Origin of the sequence: Streptomyces antarcticus, assembly GCF_026627255.1 — a bacterium.
GTDB lineage: Bacteria > Actinomycetota > Actinomycetes > Streptomycetales > Streptomycetaceae > Streptomyces > Streptomyces antarcticus.
Genome location: NZ_JAPNLM010000007.1, coordinates 45,945 through 64,740 on the forward strand (window position 1 = coordinate 45,945; position 18,796 = coordinate 64,740).

The following is an 18,796-nucleotide window of genomic DNA, read 5'->3' on the forward strand; positions in this document are numbered from 1 at the left end:
TATGACACAGACCGTGACCCCCGAGGGCACCCCGCAGGACCCCGCGACGACCGGCCAGGACCTGCCGTCGGCCGAGAGCATCCGGCTGATCGAGCGCCAGGTCGAGTCCGTGCTCCTCGAGCACCCCGACGTCCTCGACGCCGCCGTCGTCTTCCGCGGCGGCACACTGGAGGACGCACCGGCGGAGATCTGCGTCCGCTGCGGCATGGACGGCCGCTACCCCGGGCTCGACCTCGACGCAGGCACCGGCGTGTGCGGCCTGTGCACGATGTACGAGGAGCACCGGGACGAGATCCACGGCTACTTCGGCGACACCGAGGCCTTCGCCGCCCGCATCCGCGAGCGCGCCGCGGCCGCCGGCTCCGACTACGACTGCCTGCTCCTCTTCAGCGGCGGCAAGGACAGCACGTACGTCCTGCACCAGCTCGTCCGCCTCGGCCTGCGGGTGATGACCTTCACCTTCGACAACGGGTTCATCTCCAAGACCGCGCTGGAGAACGTCGAGACGGTCACCGCCGCCCTGGGCATCGATCACGTCACCAAGACCCGCGCGGACCAGAACCGGGTCTTCGTCCAGAGCCTCAAGGAGCACAAGAGCGTCTGCAACGGCTGCTTCCGCTCGCTCCTGGACCTCGCCAACCAGCTCGCCTACGACCGCGGCATCCCCAGCATCGTCACCGGCCTCTCCCGGGGCCAGATCATCGACGAGCGGCTCCTGTGGTTCTACCGCCAAGGCGACTTCGACGCCGAGCGCATCGAGAAGCAGCTCGCCGTCGGCCGGCAGGTCTACCACCGGGTGGGCGACCGGACCGACTCCGGCTCCGACCGTGCGGTGGACGAGGTCGAGGTCGTCGACTACTTCCGCTACTCGGAGGTCACCAAGGACGGCATCCGGGCGCTGCTCGCCGCGACCTCGGAGATGTGGAGCGCACCCAAGGACACCGGGTTCTGCAGCTCCAACTGCATGATCAACGACGTCGGCGTGTACGTGCACAAGCTGGAGCGCGGCTTCCACAACTACGAGTCGCCCACCCGCTGGGAGGTCCGCCTGGGCCACCTCGCGCGCGCCGAGGCCGACGCCGAACTGCGCACCCCCGTCAACATCCACCGCGTCAAGTCCATGCTCGCCCGCATCGGTTACACCGACCCCGGCACCCGCGAAGCCCTGGGCAGCCGCCTGGCCGCCTACTTCGTGGTCCGCGAGGGCGCGACCGCCGACGAGAGCGAGCTGCGGGCCGCGGCCGCCGCCCGGCTCCCGGAGTTCCTGCACCCCGAGCACTGGGTACGGCTCGACGAGGTCCCGCGCTCGCGGGGCGTCGTCACCCGGCGGGCGCTGCCCGACCCGCTCGACGGCGCGGGCAAGCGGCTCCAGCTGTCGGCGCACGGCAGCGCCGCCCTCGTCGGCGGCGACGACGGCGACGGAACCACCCCGGTGACCGCCGCCCAGCAGGCGCTGCTGGAGTCCGGCCGGGCAGGGGCCCGCGCGCTGCTGCTCGACCTCGACACCCGGCCCGCGCTGGTCGACGTACGCCGCGCCGTCCTCGCCGTCGTCCTGCACCACGAGGCCCTGCGGTCGCGCTTCGCCCTCCGCGCCTCCGACGGCATGTGGCGCCGCGGCACGGCCCCCGCGGCCCCCGCGGCACCCGTGGCCGCCGTCGACCTCACCCGCCGCGCCGAGCAGGACGAGCCCGCCCTGCTGCGCGCGCTGGAACGCAAGCTGCGCGCACGCCTCGACCCCGCCGCCGGCGTCCTGGCCCAGGTGGTCCTCGTCGAGCGCGGGGAGCGGCCCGCGCGGCTGCTGCTCGTGGTGCACGAGCTCGCCGCGGACACGGCCGGCTGGCGGGTGCTCCTGGACGACCTCGCCACCGCCCTGACGCAGGTTCGCGCCGGTACTCCCGTCAGCCTTCCGCCGGCCGCCGCTCCCGAGCGGCCCGCCGGGGGCACCGCCGCCGCCGCCATCGCCGCCGCCGACACTGCCGCCGCCATCGCCGCCGGGGCGGGTGCCGCGGCCGACGGGCACACGGCGCTGCCCCCCGCCGCGGGAACGCCCGCCCGGCACGACGGCGGCTCCCTCTCCCCGGCCCACAGCCGCGCCCTGGCGGCCGCCCCCGGCGGAGCCGCCGCCGCCGTCGCCGCGGGGCTGCGGGACGTCCTCGGCGCCGCGTTCGGCGGTACGGCCCTGTCCCTGGCCGTCGCCGACCACACCGCCACCGCCGGCCGGCCCGCGCGCCTGGTCGCCGCCGCCACCGCGGCGCGCACCGTGACCCTGCCGGCCGCCGCGGCCGGACCGGGCCGGGCAGCCGTCGGCCTGACCCACCTCGGGGACGCGGCCGTGGAGCCCGAAGGCGGCCCCTTCCGCGCCGCCGGGATTCCCGGGCTGCGCCTCGAAGCGGTACCGGCCGTCGGACACCACCCGCTGGAGGTCGTCCTCCAGGAGCGGGACGGCGCCCTGTCCGTCGACTGGTGGAGCGCCGAGCCCCTCCACGGGGAGCTGACCGGGAGCGGGACGCCGCAGCAGCTCGTCGAGTGGCTGACGAGCCACGCCCAGAACATGCAGGAGCACACCCCGTGACCCGACCCGTGCCGGACCTGGAACGGCTGCGCCGGCTCTCGCCGGCGAAGTACGCCCTCCTGATGCGCAGACTGCGCGAGCGGGGGGCGGCCCTCCCGGGAACCACCCAACGCCCGCTGTCCTTCGCCCAGGAACGCCTGTGGTTCCTCGACCAGATGGCCCCCGGCAGCCCGGTCTACAACATGCCGTACGCCATCCGGCTCACCGGCACCCTCGACGTCCCCGCCGTCGGGCGCGCCTTCGGCGCGGTCGTACGGCGCCACGAGACGCTGCGCTCCGCCTTCCCGGCCGTCGACGGCCGGCCCCACCAGGTCATCGCCGAACCCGCCGACCCCGACGTGCCCGTCACCGACCTCCGCGGCCTGCCGGACTCCGAACGGGACGCGGAGGCCGCCCGGCTCGTCGCCGCCCACGGCGCCGCCCCCTTCGACCTGGCCACCGGCCCCCTGCTGCGCGTCGGTCTGCTCCGGCTGGCCGACGAGGAGTGGGTGGCGCTCCTGAACCTGCACCACATCGTCGGCGACGACTGGTCCACCGGCATCCTCGTCCGCGAGTTCGCCCTCGCCTACGGCTCCTTCGCCGCGGGCGGCGGCGACCCGCTGCCCCCGCTGCGCGCCCAGTACGGGGACTACGCGCACCGCCAGCGCGAGCAGTACGGCAAGGACGGCGCCACCGGCCGCGAACTCGACTACTGGACGCGGCAGCTGGCCGGCGAGCTGCCCACCCTGGAGCTGCCCACCGACCGCCCCCGCCCCCCGGTGCAGACCCACGCGGGCGCGGTGCTGACCGAGGTCCTCCCCGCCGCACTCGCCGACCGCGTCCGCGCCCTGGCCCGTGAGGAGGGCACCACGCTCTTCGTCGCGCTGCTCGCGGCCTACGGCGTGCTCCTGCACCGCCACTCCGGCCGTCCCGACCTGGTCGTCGGCACCAGCTTCGCCGCCCGGCACCGCCCGGAGACGGAGCCGCTGATCGGCTTCCTCGTCAACACCCTCCCGCTGCGCCTGCACCTCGACGGCGACGCCCCGTTCCGCCGGCTGCTGGCCGGGGTCCGGCAGCTGTCCCTCGACGCCTTCGCCCACCAGGACGTGCCCTTCGAGCGGATCGTCGAGCAGGTCCAGCCCGACCGCGACCTCAGCCGGGCGCCGCTCTTCCAGACCATGCTCAACCTGCACAACGCCCCCGTACAGGACGCCGAGCTGCCGGGCCTGAGGCTCTCCCACTACGGCGCGGACCGCCGCACCAGCGCCATGTTCGACCTGTCCCTCGACGTCTCCGAGGACCCGGACGGCGGGCTGCGCTGCGACTGGGAGTACAACACCGACCTCTTCGGCGCCGAGACCGTCGGACGGCTCGCCCGCCACTTCGCGAGGGTGCTGGCCGCCGTCACCGCCGACCCCGGGCTGGCCGCCGCGGAGGTCCCGCTGCTCTCCGACAGCGAGCGCCACGCGCTGCTGAGCGAGGCCAACGAGATCTCCGTCGCCGTCGAGCCCGACGAATGCGTCCACCGGCTGTTCGAGGAGCACGCCCGCCGCACCCCCGACGCGGTCGCCGTGGTCGACGGCGACCGGCGCACCACGTACGGCGAACTGGAACGCGGCGCCGAACGCGTCGCCCGCCGGCTGCGCGCCATGAGGGTCGGGCCCGAGGTCCGCGTCGGCCTGTGCGGGCCGCGCTCCGCCGACACCATCGCCGCCCTGCTCGGCGTGCTCAAGGCGGGCGGCGCCTACGTGCCGCTCGACCCGGCCAACCCCGTGGACCGGCTCCGTTTCGTCATCGCCGACGCGGAGGTCAAGGTCCTCCTCGTCGACCGGGCCACCGCCGAGGCGGTGCCCGGCCTCGGCGACGGCGTCCCGGTCGGTCACTTCGACGAGTGGCTCGCCGCCGGGGACGACGGCCTGCCGGACGGGGCGGACCCTGACGGGGCGGACCCCGACGGGGCCCCCCGGCCGGTCGCGGCGAACCTCGCCTTCATCGTCTACACCTCCGGCTCCACCGGCCGCGCCAAGGGCGGCATGATCACCCACGGGGCCCTGGTCAGCGCGTTCCGCTCCTGGGCCCGCGTCTACGAGCTCGGCACCGTCGTCAAGCGCCACCTCCAGGCCGCCAACCTCGCCTTCGACGTGTTCACCGGCGACCTGGTGCGCGCCCTGTGCTCCGGCGGTTCGCTGGTGCTCTGCGGCCGGGACGTCCTGCTCGACCCGGCGAAGCTGTACGGACTGCTCCAGCGCGAGCGCGTCGACTTCGCCGACCTCGTGCCGGTCGTCGTCCGCCTGCTGTCGGGCCACGTGGCCGAACAGGGCAGGCTCCTGGACAACTTCAAGGTGCTCGCCGTCGGCGCGGACATCTGGTTCATGAAGGACTACTGGGCCCTGCACGCCCTGTGCCCGCCGGACACCCGCCTGGTCAACTCCTACGGCATCACCGAGTCGACGGTGGACAGCGGCCTCTTCGAGACCCCGATGCCAGAGCGCGGCCTGGAGGAGTCCGTCCCGATCGGCCGCCCCCTGCCCAACACCGAGTTCTACGTCCTCGACGACCGCCACCAGCCGGTGCCGGTCGGCGTCAACGGCACCCTTTACATCGGCGGCCTCGCCCTGGCTCGCGGCTACGTGGGACGGCCCGGCCTGACCGCCGAGCGCTTCCTGCCGCACCCCTTCGCCAAGGAGCCCGGCGCCCGCCTCTACAACACCGGCGACCTGGCCCGCGTCCTGCCCACCGGGGATGTCGAGGTGCTCGGCCGGGTCGACCGGCAGATCAAGATCCGCGGGTTCCGCATCGAACTCGAGGAGATCGAGGCCGTCCTCGGGAAGCACCCCGACATCCAGGACGCGGCGGTGATCGTCCGCCTCGACGAGCACGGCGAGAAGCGGCTCGCCGGCTACGCGGTACCGCGCCCGGGCCGCACCGCCGACCCCGCCGGTCTCACCGAGCACCTGCGGCGGCAGCTGCCGTACTACATGGTCCCCACCACCCTCACCGTGCTCGACCGGATACCGCTCAACTCCAACGGCAAGCACGACCGCAAGGCGCTGCCCGCGCCCGCCCAGGGCGACGGCGCCGCGGTGCGCACCGGCACCCCGCTGGTGGACCCGGTCGAGCTGCGGATCGCCGAGATCTGGCGCGGGGTGCTCGGCGTGGAGGAGATCACGGCCGAGGACGACTTCTTCGCCCTGGGGGGGCACTCCCTGCTCGTGCCGCGGGTCGCCTTCGAACTCCGCCGCCGCTTCGGCGCCGAGATCCCGCTGGTCGAACTGTTCGCGGCCACCACCGTCGGCGCGCTCGCCCGCCTCGTCGCCGGCACCGGCCCGCGCACCGCGGCGGCCGACGGCGCGCCCGACCTCGGCGCCGCCCTCGACCCGGCGGTCGCCGTCGCCGACGGCGCCGCCCGCACCCTGCCCGGCCGGCCGCGCAAGGTGCTGCTGACCGGAGCCACCGGCTTCCTCGGCATCCACCTGCTCGACGCGCTGCTGCGCGGGACCGAGGCCGTCGTGCACTGCCTGGTCCGGGCCGACGACGCGGCAGCGGGCCTGGAGCGGCTGCGCCGGGTCGCCGCCGAACAGGCCGTCGACGGCCTGGACGAGAGCCGCGTCGAGATCGTCCGCGGCGACCTCGACGCCCCGCTCCTGGGCCTGTCCGAGGACCGGTTCGACGCCCTCGCCGACAACCTGGACGCGATCTACCACAGCGGCGCCCGCGTCAACTTCGTCCTGCCCTACGAGGCGCTGGCCGCGGCCAACGTCCAGGGCACCGAAGAGGTCCTGCGGCTCGCCGCCCGGGCCGGCGGCGCCCGCGTCCACCACGTCTCCACGGCCGCCGTACCGGTGGCCGCGCCCGGCCCCGACGAGCAGACCGCCGCCACGCTCCAGGGCGGGTACAACCAGTCGAAGTGGGTCGCCGAGCGGCTCGCGGTCCAGGCCCGCGAGCGGGGCGTACCGGTCACCGTGCACCGGCCCGACTACGTCTCCGGGCACCGGGTCACCGGCCGCGGCAACCCCAAGGACCTGATCTGGGCCATGATCAAGGGCAGTGTCCAGCTGGGCAGTTACCCGGACGTGGCCCTGCCGGTCCACATGGTCCCCGTCGACGTGGTCGTCCGCGCCGTCGTGGCCGCCTCCCTGACGCGGGACGGCGGCGCGGGCCGCGCCTTCGACCTCGCCCACCCGCGGCCGGTCGCGCTGTCAGAGCTGTTCGGCTGGGTCCGGGGCTTCGGCTACGACCTGCGCCCCCTGCCGTACGCGCAATGGTTCGCCGAACTGGTCGCGGCCACCGAGCGGTCCTGGGACAACGCCCTGCACCCCTTCGTCGCGACGCTGGGCGGGTCCATGGACCAGGCCCCCGCCGGCGCGCCCTGCGCCGCGCCGGCGGAGAACGCCTTCGAGGCGGCGGCGGTGGCGTGCCCGCCCGTCGACGAGGCACTGGTGCGCGCGTACCTGGCGCACCTCGTGTACAGCGGCTTCCTGCCCGCGCCCACGCGCGACGGGAAGCGGAACGAGGAGAACGAATGAGCACGCAGTCCCCCGCGGACCGCGGTCGCGCCGGAGCCCCGACCGACAGCGTCGGGCGCTGGCTCTGGTCCCACGTGTCCCAGTTCAAGGGGCACATCACCGCACACCTGACGGGCAGCGTGCTCTGGCACCTGCTGTCGGCGGGGATCCCGATCGCGGTGGGCGTCGCGATCGACGCCGTGCTCCAGCCCGAGCCGGACATGGCGCGCTTCACCGGCGTCATCCTGCTCATCCTGACGATGGTCCTGCTGCGCGGCCTCGGCGGCTTCGTCAGCACCTACTCGCTGGAGGCGTACGCCAGCGGCACCGAGCGCGACGCCCGCACCGGGCTGTTCTCGGCGCTGCTGCGCAAGGGGCAGTCGTTCTACAACCGGCGCCCGGTCGGCGACCTGTCCGCCCGCGTCACCGGTGACGCCGAGGCGCTCAACCTGATGCTGTCGCCCGGCGCCGACATGACCATCGACATGCTGCTCAGCATCCTGGTGCCGGTGATCACGATCGGTCTGATCGCCCCGGAGCTGCTCCTCTCACCGGTCACGTTCGTCATCGTGTTCGTGCTGGTGCTGCTCGCCCACGGGCGCCGGCTCGAACCCGTCGCCGGACAGGTCCGCGAGGCGAACGGAAACCTCGGTGCCCAGGTCTCCGAGACCCTCTCCGGCATCGAGACCGTCGCCGCCATCGGCAGCGCGGAATCGGCCCGCCGCAGCTTCAACGACCTGGCCCGCGACTACCGCGACGCCACGGTCCGCCAGGCCGACGTACAGTCCCTGTACCTGCCGCCGCTGCTGATCAACCTCGCCGTCGCCGGCGCCCTGCTGCACGGCGCCGTCCTGGTCCGCGAAGGCTCCCTGAGCATCGGCGAGTTCATCGCCTACCTCGGTCTGATGGGCGCCTTGCGCGGCCCCACCCAGCTGGCCGCCTTCAGCATCGGCCTGCTCTACTACGGCATCGCCGGCGCCCGCCGCATCCTGGAGGTCATCAACGACCGCTCCGACGGCGACGACTCCGAGGGCGGGCACGCCGCCCCCGTGGACGGCGAGGTCCGCTTCGACTCGGTCACCTTCGGGTACGGCGACAGCCCCGTGCTGCACGACATCTCGTTCACCGTCCCCGCCGGGGCCTCGGTGGCGCTGGTCGGACCGACCGGCAGCGGCAAGACCACCCTGCTCCAGCTGCTCAACCGGACCTACGTGCCCGGCTCCGGCCGGGTCCTCGTCGACGGCGTGGACGTCGCCGCATGGGACCTGGAGTCACTGCGCGGCCAGATCGCCGTCATCGAACAGGACGTGGTCCTCTTCTCCTCCTCCATCGCCGACAACCTCGCCTTCGGCAGCGCGCCCGGCACCAGCCGCGCCGACCTGGAGCAGGCCGCCCGGGACGCCCGGGCCCACGACTTCATCATGGAGTCCCCGGACGGCTACGAGACCCTGGTCGGCGAGCGGGGCGTCACCCTCTCCGGCGGCCAGCGCCAGCGGATCGCCATCGGCCGGGCCCTGCTCGCCGACCCGCGGATCCTGGTGCTCGACGACTCCACCAGCGCCGTGGACAGCGCCACCGAGCAGGAGATCCACCAGGCGGTCCAGCGGGCCTCGGCGGGACGCACCACCTTCATGATCACCCCGCGGCTGTCCCGTATCCGCTCCGCCGACCACATCATCGTCCTGGACCGGGGCCGGATCGTCGGCCAAGGACGCCACGAGGACCTCATCGACGGCTGCGAGCTCTACCACCGCATCTTCGCGCCGTACCTGGCCACGGCCACGTCCGGGGCCGACGAAGGAGGCCACTGATGGCGCCCATCCTCGAGGGTCTCAACCCCGAGAGCTACGACCGGGCCTACAGCGACGGCGAACTGCTGCGCCGCATCCGGCCGTTGTTCACCGCCCGCCGCTGGACGGCCGTACTGATCTGCGTGATGGTGCTCGGAACGGCGGCGGCCGGCGTGGCCCTGCCCATCGTGCTGTCGCAGGTCGTCGACACCGCCGACTCGGTCGGCGAGAGCCTCGTACCGCTGGTGACGGCCGCCGTCCTCTCCGGCGTCGCCGCCTGGCTGTTCACCTTCGTCCAGCAGCGCGCGGTCGGCCGGCTCGTCGGCGACGTGGTGCTGGAGATGCGCGACCGCACCTTCCACGCCGTGCTCCGGCAGGACCAGGCGTTCTTCGACACCCACACCACCGGCTCCGTCGCCAGCCGCGTCACCACCGACACCCAGACCTTCGCCACGCTGCTGACGCTCACCCTGAACGTCGTCGGCCAGATCCTGATGGTCGGGATCATGCTGCTGGCGCTGTTCGTCATCAACCCCGGACTCGCGGTGGTCACGGGCCTGGTCGCGGCCGTCATCGTCGGCGTCAGCCTCGTCTTCCGCCGCATCTCGCGCCGCGCCTCGCAGCAGCAGCAGCGCTCCATGGCCGAGATCCACTCCTACGTCCAGGAGACGCTGCGCGGCATCGCCGTCGCCCGCAACTTCCGCCGCGAGACGTCGACGTACGACGGACTCGTCGAGGTCAACCGGCAGTGGTTCCGCGCCACCCTGCGCATGAACCGCCTCTTCAGCGGCATCTTCCCGCTGCTGCTCACCCTCACCGGCCTCGGTACGGTCGCCGTGGCCTGGCTCGGCGGCCGCAACGCCGCCGCGGGCGGGCTCAGCGCGGGGGAGTGGGCGCTGTTCTTCGAGGCGCTGACCATGTTCTGGTTCCCGCTCACCGCCATCGCCTCGTACTGGAGCCAGTTCCAGCAGGGGCTCGCCGCGGCCGAGCGCATCTTCGCGCTGACGGACCGCACCCCCGGCGTCGTCCAGAACGACGAGCAGCCGGTGCCGCACCTGGAGGGCCGGATCGAGTTCGAGGGCGTGACCTTCGGCTACGGCGACGGCGACCCGGTGCTCAAGGACTGCGACCTGGTCATCGAGCGCGGCGAAACGGTCGCCCTGGTGGGCCACACCGGCGCCGGCAAGTCCAGCGTCGTCCGGCTGATCGGGCGGGCCTACGAGTTCCAGGGCGGCCGGATCCTGGTGGACGGCCGCGACCTGCGGGACCTCGACCTCGCCCAGTACCGCGCGCACCTCGGGGTCGTCGCCCAGACGCCGTACCTGTTCTCGGGCACCGTGGGCGGCAACATCGGCCACGGGCGCGAAGGGGCCGGCACGCGGGAGATCGAGGCGGCCGCCCGCTCGGTGGCCGGCGGCGACTGGGTCGACATGCTGCCCCAGGGCCTCGACACCCCGACGACCGAGGGCGGGCGCAACCTGTCCACGGGGCAGCGCCAGCTGATCGCACTGGCCCGCCTGGTGCTCCAGGACCCGGCCGTGTTCGTCCTGGACGAGGCGACCGCCAGCGTGGACCCGCTGACCGAGGCCCTGGTCCAGGAGGGCCTCGACACCCTGTCGGCCGACCGGACCACCATCGTCGTGGCCCACCGGCTGCCGACCGTGCGCAAGGCCGACCGGATCGTCGTCCTGGACCACGGCGTGGTCGTGGAGCAGGGGGACCACGACACGCTGCTCGCGCGGGGCGGGGCCTACACGGCGCTGTACGACGCCTACTTCCGCCACCAGCAGCCCGACTTCGCACCCGGCGCCGCCGCGGACACGGCTCCCGCCGGGGACACGGCCCCCGCCGGAAAGACGGAACAGCGGGAGGTGCTCGATGCAGCGACGGGCTGAGCAGGAGCGCGACGAGCCGTCGCTGTGGTCGCTGATCGACGCCGGGGCGCGGACCCGTCCGGAGCGGCCCGCCCTGCGGGACGCGCGGACCCGGCACACCTTCCGCACCCTGCACCGCGCGGTGCTCACCGGCGCGGCCGCACTGGCCCGCGCGGGCGTCCGGCCGGGCTCCACGGTGGTGCTCCTCTTCGAGAACACCGCCGAGTCCGCCGTCGCCTTCCTGGCCGCTGCCCGGCTGGGCGCCCGGCTCGTCCCGGCCGAGCCGGACTCCACGCCCGCGGCCCTGGCGGACCTGCGGCGACGGCTGGGCGCGGCCGGGGAGAACGGCCCGCACGGCCCGGTGCTGGTCGGCGCCGGGTCCCGGCTCGCGGCCGTCACCGCGGCCGGGGCGTGGCCCGCAGAGGCGACGGCGGACACCGCCGAAGCCCCCGCGGAGGCCGGCGCCGAAGCCCTTGCGGGGCCCGACGGCGAGGCTCCCGCCGGGCCCGACGGCGCGCTTTCGCCGCCGGCCGGGGAGGACGGCGGACTGCCGTTCCTGCACCAGTACACCTCCGGGTCGACCGGGGAGCCCAAGGCCGCCGTGCACACCCAGGCCAACCTGGTGCGCGGGGCCCGCATCTACGCGGACGTCCACGGCTACGGCGAAGAGGACCGGGTGCTGCTCGCGGTACCGCTGCTGCACTCCTTCGGCATGGTGTCCGGCCTGGTCACCTCCCTGCTCACCGGTGCCTGCCTCACCCTGCTGGGGCGGTTCTCCCCCGGCGCGCTGCTGCGCGAGCTGGCCGACGTACGGGCCACGGTGCTGGTCGCCACCCCGCTCGCCTACGACCTGCTGGCCCGTTCGGCCGCCGGCAGCCCGGGCTCGACCGGGACGGTCCGGCTCTGCCTGTCCTCCGGATCCGCCCTCGCCGAGGCCACCGCGGAGCGCTTCCGCACCGTCACCGGCCTGCGGATCCAGCAGGTCTACGGCTCGACCGAGGCCGGGATCATCGCCACCCAGCTCGCGGACGACCCGGCCGCCGACCGCGGCGTCGGGCACCTCGTCCCCGGCGTGCGGATCAGCCTGGTCGGCGAGGACGGCGAGCCGGTGGCGGCGGGGGAGCCCGGCGCGCTGCTGGTCCGCACGCCCGCCATGTTCGCGGGCTACCACCAGCGGCCCGAGGCCACCGAGGCGGCGTTCACCGACGGCTGGTACGCCACCGGGGACGTGGCCCGCACCGACGGCGACGGCCGGCTGCACCTGATCGGCCGCAAGGACTCCTTCATCAACGTCGGCGGCAAGAAGGTCAACCCGGCCGAGGTGGAGGCCGTCGTGACCGGACACCCGCTGGTCGCCGAGGCGGCGGTATGGGGCGAGGAACTGCCCGGCGGGGGAGAGCGGGTCCGGGCGACCGTCGTGGCCACCGGACCGCTCGCGGCGGCCGAGCTGACCGCCTACTGCCGCGAGCGGCTGCTGCCCCACCAGGTGCCCTCGGGCACCGAGTTCGTAGCCGCGCTGCCCCGGACCTCCTCCGGGAAGATCCGGCGCGCCGCCCTGCGGCACCCACACGACCACCACGGAACACCGGCACGGGGGAACGACCGATGAACGGGACACTGGTACGGCTGCTGCGCGAGCGCGCCGACAAGCAGGGGGCGGACACCGCCTTCCGCTTCCTCGCCGACGACGGGCCGCGAACGGTCACCTACGGGGGGCTGGAGACGGGCGCGCGCGCCGTGGCCGCCCGCCTCCAGCAGGAGGGCACCGCGGCAGGGGACCGGGTCCTGCTGCTCTACCCGCCCGGCCTCGACTACGTCACGGCGTTCTTCGGCTGCCTGTACGCCGGAGCGGTCCCCGTCCCGGCGTACCCGCCCAGCTCCCTGAGCACCGTCGGCAAGCTGGCCGCCGTCGCCCTGGACAGCGGCGCCGCCGTCGCCCTGACCACCGCGGCGATCGTCCCCGTACTGGAGCGGGGAGTCGCCGGCACCCCGCTGGCGGCCCTGCGCGCCGTGGCCACCGACGTGCTGGAACCCGGCCTCGCCGCCGCGTGGCGGACCCACGACCCCGAGCCCGGCGCCACCGCCTTCCTCCAGTACACCTCCGGGTCGACCGCCGCCCCCAAGGGCGTGGTCGTCACCCACGCCAACCTCCTGCACAACATGGACATGATCAGCCGGGCGTTCGGCGTCACCGCCGCCTCGCGCGCCGTCGTCTGGCTGCCGCCCTACCACGACATGGGCCTCATCGGCGGCATCCTCACCCCCCTGTACGGCGGCTTCCCGGTCACGCTGATGTCGCCGATGAACTTCCTGCGCCGTCCCCTCCAGTGGCTGCGGGCCATCTCCGACGAGCGTGCCGATGTCAGCGGCGGACCCAACTTCGCGTACGAGATGTGCGTGCGGGCCGTCACCGACGCCGACCGGGAGGGCCTCGACCTCAGCTCCTGGAAGGTCGCCTTCAACGGCGCCGAACCCATCCGGCCCGAGACCCTCGACGCGTTCACCGAGGCGTTCGGGGACTGCGGCTTCCGCCGTAGCAGCTTCCTGCCCTGCTACGGGCTGGCCGAGGCCACCCTTTTCGTCACCGGCACCGCCGCCCACCAGGAGCCGGCCGTACGCGCCGTCGACCCCGCCGCGCTCCAGGCCGGCCGCGCCGACGCGCCCGCCCCCGGCGCCCCCGGGCGCACCCTGGTCGGCAGCGGGCGGGCCTTCGCCGGACAGGACGTGCGCGTCGTCTCCCCCGAGACCCTGCGCACCCTGCCCGACCTGGAGGTCGGCGAGATCTGGGTCCGCGGGGGCAGCGTCACCGCCGGATACTTCGGCAACCCCGGGCAGACGGCGGAGGCCTTCGGCGCGGTCCCGGCCGGGGTCGCGGGCGCCGTACCGGCCGAGGTCGCGGGCGCCGTACCGGCCGAGGCCGTCGGAGCCGTCCCGGCCGAGGAGCGGCCGGACCAGGGATACCTGCGCACCGGCGATCTCGGCTTCCTCGACGACGGCGAGCTGTACGTCACCGGCCGCCGCAAGGACCTGATCATCATCCGCGGCCGCAACTTCTACCCCACCGACATCGAGCGGGCGGCCGACCACAGCCACCCCGGCCTGCGCAAGGGCTGCGGAGCGGCCTTCGCGGTCGAGCACGACGGTACGCAGGCCCTGGTCCTCGTCCAGGAGGTGGACGGGCGGGCCGTGCGCGGCCTCGACGGGGAGCGGGCCGTCGCCGCGGTCCGCGCCGCCGTCGCCGAGCAGTGCGAGGTGGCCCTCCACGACGTGGTCCTGGTCAAGCCGGGGAGCATCCCCAAGACCACCAGCGGCAAGATCCAGCGCCGGCTGACCCGCAAGCGCTACACGGCTGGGGAGTTCGAGCCGCTGTGGGCCGGCGGCTCCGGTCCCGCGGGCGGCGATGCGGCCACCCCCGACGCGGCAGCCTCCGACGCCTCCGCCCCCGACGCGGCAGCCCCCGACCGGGCCGCCTTCGCCGCGCTGGACCCGGCCGGGCGTACGCGGGCCGTACGCTCGCTGCTGGTCCGCCGCGTCGCCGGCCTGACCGGCGTCCCGGCCGGATCGGTCGACCTCGACCGGCCGGTGGGCGCCGCGGGCCTCGACTCGCTGGGCGCCGTACGCCTGGCCAACACCGTCCGGGACGAGCTCGGCGCCATCCTGCCGCTGAGCGAGCTGCTCGGCGGCGCCACCCTCGCCGAAGCGGCGGCCGCCGCCTTCCCCGACGACGCCCCCGAAGCCCGGCGGGACACCGCCGCGGCCGCCCCGCTCGGGCCGCGGGCCGCGCCGGGCGAGGTCACCCCGGGCCAGCACGCGGTATGGCAGGCCCACCAGGAGGACCCCGGCGGCGCCGCCTACACCATCGCGATCCCCTTCCGCCTGCACGGACCGCTCGACGCCGACGCCCTCCGCTCGGCCCTGTCCCGGCTCACCCGTCGCCACGCGGTGCTGCGCACCACCTACCGGGTCCAGGACGGGCGGCCGGTGCCGGTGACCGCCGACACGGCCGAGGCGGTCCTCAACCGGGCCGACGCCCGGGACTGGGACGAGCGCCAGGTCCGCGACCGCCTCACCGAGGCCGCCCACGCGCCCTTCGACCTGGAGCGCGGACCGGTCCTGCGCGCCCTGCTGCTGACCCGCCCCGAATCCACCCACCTGCTCCTGCTGACCCTGCACCACATCGCCGGAGACCTGTGGTCCGCGGTGCTGCTGACCGACGAACTCGGCCGGCTCTACCGGGAGGAGGCCGCCGAGGCCGCCGTCCCCGCCGAGGCCCCCGGGACCCCCGAGGCGGATCAGGCGGCCGACCACGGCTACGCCGACCACGTCGCCCACCGGGCCGCGCTGCTCGCCGGCCCCGCCGGGGACCGGATGCGCGCCTACTGGGAGCAGCGCCTCGCCGGAGCGACCACCGTCCTGGAACTCCCCACGGACGCCCCCCGCCCCGCGGTGGCCGACCACCGGGCCGGGCGCCGGGCCTTCACCCTCGCCCCCGAGTTCACCGGCCGGCTCAGGGCCTTCGCGGCCGAGCGCGGCGTCACCCTGTACAGCCTGCTGCTCGCGGCCTTCCACATCACCCTCCACCACGCCGGCGGCCAGGACGACGTGATCGTCGGCTCCCCGGCCGCCAACCGCGGCCGCCGCGCCGACGAGGACGTCATCGGCTACTTCGTCAACCCGCTGCCCGTACGGGCCTCCTTCGCCCCCGGGGACACCCCGGCGACCCTGCTCGGCCGGCTGCACGCGGACGTCGTGCGCGACCTCGACCACCAGGCGTACCCGCTTCCGCTGGTCCTGGAGCACGTCCGGCCGCGCCGCGCCCCGGGCCGCAACCCGCTCTTCCAGGCCGCCTTCCTGTTCCAGAAGCCGCACACCGGGCAGGCCTCCGCGCCGTTCGTCCTCGGCGTCGGATCCGACACCGTCGCCTGGGGAGGCCTGGAGGCCGCCCCGCTGGCCGTGGAGCAGCACACCGCGCCCTACGAGCTGATGCTCACCCTGGTGGACACCGGCGCCGCACTGCACGGCTCGCTGCACCACAGCACGGACGTGTACGCGGGCGGCACCGCCGAGCGGCTCGCCGCCCACTTCCGCCAGACCCTCGCCGACCTCCTCACCAGCCCCGACACCCCCGTCGCCGAGCTGTGCCCGCCGGACCTGCTGGCACGGCGGACCGCCGCCGCCGCAGTCGGCACGGCGGCCGCGGACGACGGCCACACGCCGCCCCGCAACGAGACCGAGCGGATCCTGGCGGCCATCTGGGAGGACATCCTCGACGTCGAACCCGTCGGCGCCCACGACGACTTCTTCGACCTCGGCGGGCACTCCCTCCTCGCCGCCCAGCTCATCAGCGCCGTGCGCGACGCGTTCGGCGTGGAGGTACCGGTGAGGGCCGTCATGCAGTCCCGGACCCTCGCCGAGAGCGCCGCCTTCGTCGACGCCCTGGTATGGGCCCGCGAGAGCGCGGCCGCCCAGGACACCACCACCGAGGCCGGCGCCGCCGGCCCGGACGTACGCGAGGAGGGCGAGCTGTGACCGAGACGACCGAACCCACCGGCCACCTGCTGCCGCTGCCCGGCGGCGACTGGGACGTCTGGCGCCTGCTGGGCGTCCGCGGCGCCGGGTTCCCCGCCGCCCGGGTGCTGCGGCTGGCCGCACCCGGCACGGCCGCCGCCGCCGACCGCCTGTCCCTCGCCCGGGACCGGGCCGCCGCCCGGCGCGAGGACGCCCTCGGCGCCCTGCGCGCCGAGCTGGACGCCCTGCGCGAGAGCGGCGGGTGGGACGACCTGGAGCGCCGCCGCCCCCTGCTGCGCGCCATCTCCCGCCTCAACAAGGGCAAGCTGCCCGGCGCCCCGGCCGACCGCCCGGAATACGCCGCCCTGGCGGAGGCCGAGCAGCAGGCCGAGGCCGAACTCGCGGCCGCCCGCACCGCGTTCGACCACGACATCGAGCGCCTGTCGGAGGCACTGCGGGAGACCGCCGCCGACCCGCTGTTCCAGGAAGCCGTCATCTGGCAGAACCGGGCCGCCTTCACCACCGGGATCAGCCGCCTGGAGCGCCCCGGCGGCGAGCGCCGCAACTCCCGCCGCCGCGAGCACGAGGCGCTGGCCGCCGGCTACCTCCAGCGGTACTGCGTCAAGAACGACTCCATCGGCTTCTTCGGCCCCATCGGCTGGGGCTCCTTCGTCACGGACGGCGCCCCGCTGGCCGTGCGCACCGACAAGGAGCTGCTGGAGTCCCGCGAGGTGTACTTCGAGCAGTGGTGCCTGGACTCCTTCGCCCAGTCCCTGGGCACGGAGCCGTCCACCCGCCGCTGGATGGCCCCGCGCCGGCTGCCCGCCGTACGGATCGACGGGAACCTCCTGCACCGCCCCTCCGGCCCGGTGACCCTGCCCGAGGCCCAGGTCGCCACCCTGGGCACCGTCCTGGAGCTCTGCGACGGCCGCCGCACCGCCGTGGAGGTCGGTGAGCTGGCCGCCAGCCTGCTGCCCGGCCTCAGCGGCGGAGAGCAGCAGGTGATGGGACTGCTCGCCTCGATGTGCGAGAGCGGGCTGATCGCCTGGGACCTGGAGCTGCCGCTGCAGCCAGATCCGGAGTCCGCCCTGCGCCGCCAGCTGGCGCGGATCGGCGACACGGCCCTGCGGGAGTCCGCGGTGGCCCGGCTGGACCTGCTCGCCGAGGCGCGGGCCGGGGTCCAGGGAGCCGCGGGCAAGCCCGCCGAACTGGCGCGGGCCCTGGAACACCTGGAGTCCACCTTCACCGAACTCACCGGCAAGCCGGCGACCCGGGCCCGCGGCGAGACGTACGGCGCCCGCACCCTCGTGTACGAGGACACCCGCCGCGCGGGCGGCGTCGAACTCGGTACGCGGCTGCGGGAAGAGCTCGGCCCCCCGCTCACCCTCATGCTCGACTCCGCCCGCTGGCTGACCCACACGGTCGCGGCCGGCTACCGGGACGTCTTCGACCGGCTGTACCGGGACCTGGCCGCGTCGGGCTCCGAGGTGCGCTTCACCGCCTTCTGGCAGGCCGTACAGCCGCTGCTGCTGGGCCAGGTCCAGCAGCCCATCGACTCGGCCGTCGCCGAACTCCAGCGCCGCTGGGCGCAGGTGCTCGGCCCGTTCGACGGAGCCCGGCGCGTCACCCGGAGCGCGGCGGAGCTGCGCGAGGCGGTCGCCGAGCGCTTCGCCGCCCCCGACGCCGGCTGGCCCGCGGCGCGCCACCAGTGCCCCGACGTCATGCTCGCCGCGCAGAGCCCGGAAGCCGTCGAGCGCGGCGACTACCAGCTGGTCCTCGGCGAACTGCACGCCGGCGCCAACACCCTGCGCAACCTGCTCTTCGTCAACCAGCACCCGCGGCCCGACGAGCTGATGGCGGCCGTGGCCGCCGACATCCCCGAGGCCCGGGTCATCCCCGTGCTGCCCAAGTACTGGCTGTACTCGACCCGCTTCGTGCCGCTGCTCACCTCGGCGAAGGACCACCGGCTGCTGCTCAGCGACGAGTCGTCCTGGTACACGGCGGACGAGCAGGCGCTGCCCGTCGGCTCCCTCGTCGTCGAGCGGTCCGCGGCGGGCGCCGTCGTCGCCCGGGACGTGGACCGCGGGACCGTCTTCGACATGGTCGAGCTGCTCGCCGAGGCGCTCAGCTTCAAGGTCGTCAGCCGCTTCCAGCCGATGGCCGCCCTCGCCCACACGCCCCGCATCAGCATCGACCGGCTGGTCGTCAGCCGCGAGACCTGGCGCTTCCACGCCGCCGAGCTGCCCTTCGGCGACAACGACGACGAGCTGGAGCAGTTCACCGCCGTCCGGCGGTGGGCGCGCGAGCACGACATGCCGAGGTTCGTCTTCGTCAAGGCCGTCCACGAGACCAAGCCGTTCTACGTCGACTTCGAGAGCCCGGCCTTCACCAAGGCGTTCGCCCACGCCGTCCGGGCCGCCCCCGTCCCCGCCCCCGGCTCCCGGCCGGCGTTCACGGTGAGCGAGATGCTCCCCACGGCCGAGGACACCTGGCTGACGGACCAGCAGGGCCATCGATACACCAGCGAGTTCCGCATCGTCGCGGTCGACTCCCAGTGAAGGGAACACC

7 protein-coding genes are annotated in these 18,796 nt (G+C 74.8%); all 7 read left to right on the forward strand.

The features are described 5' to 3' along the window. The first annotated feature begins 1 nt into the window (after position 1). The 7 genes from OTB16_RS13055 to OTB16_RS13085 are packed head-to-tail and all read left to right on the forward strand — an operon-like array spanning position 2 to position 18,786. Entirely contained in the window at positions 2-2,572 is a 2,571-nt protein-coding gene (locus OTB16_RS13055) for a condensation domain-containing protein (RefSeq protein ID WP_267720297.1), read from the forward strand. Next, entirely contained in the window at positions 2,569-7,077 is a 4,509-nt protein-coding gene (locus OTB16_RS13060; RefSeq protein WP_267720298.1) for a non-ribosomal peptide synthetase, read from the forward strand. Before OTB16_RS13055 ends, OTB16_RS13060 begins: the two co-directional genes overlap by 4 nt. Beyond that, positions 7,074-8,867, forward strand: coding sequence for an ABC transporter ATP-binding protein (locus OTB16_RS13065; RefSeq protein ID WP_267720299.1), 1,794 nt, complete (start codon positions 7,074-7,076; stop codon positions 8,865-8,867). Before OTB16_RS13060 ends, OTB16_RS13065 begins: the two co-directional genes overlap by 4 nt. Continuing rightward, complete coding sequence (locus OTB16_RS13070; protein ID WP_267720300.1) at positions 8,867-10,741, forward strand: ABC transporter ATP-binding protein; 1,875 nt, start codon at positions 8,867-8,869, stop codon at positions 10,739-10,741. Before OTB16_RS13065 ends, OTB16_RS13070 begins: the two co-directional genes overlap by 1 nt. Continuing rightward, a complete protein-coding gene (locus tag OTB16_RS13075) occupies positions 10,725-12,329 on the forward strand; it encodes a class I adenylate-forming enzyme family protein (RefSeq protein ID WP_267720301.1) in 1,605 nt (534 codons plus the stop codon). Before OTB16_RS13070 ends, OTB16_RS13075 begins: the two co-directional genes overlap by 17 nt. Beyond that, positions 12,326-16,249: a condensation domain-containing protein gene (locus OTB16_RS13080; RefSeq protein ID WP_267720302.1), complete on the forward strand. Its 3,924-nt coding sequence runs from the start codon at positions 12,326-12,328 to the stop codon at positions 16,247-16,249. Before OTB16_RS13075 ends, OTB16_RS13080 begins: the two co-directional genes overlap by 4 nt. Then, positions 16,246-18,786, forward strand: coding sequence for a lantibiotic dehydratase (locus OTB16_RS13085; RefSeq protein WP_267720303.1), 2,541 nt, complete (start codon positions 16,246-16,248; stop codon positions 18,784-18,786). The genes OTB16_RS13080 and OTB16_RS13085 overlap by 4 nt, the downstream gene beginning before the upstream one ends. Positions 18,787-18,796 lie beyond the last annotated feature (10 nt).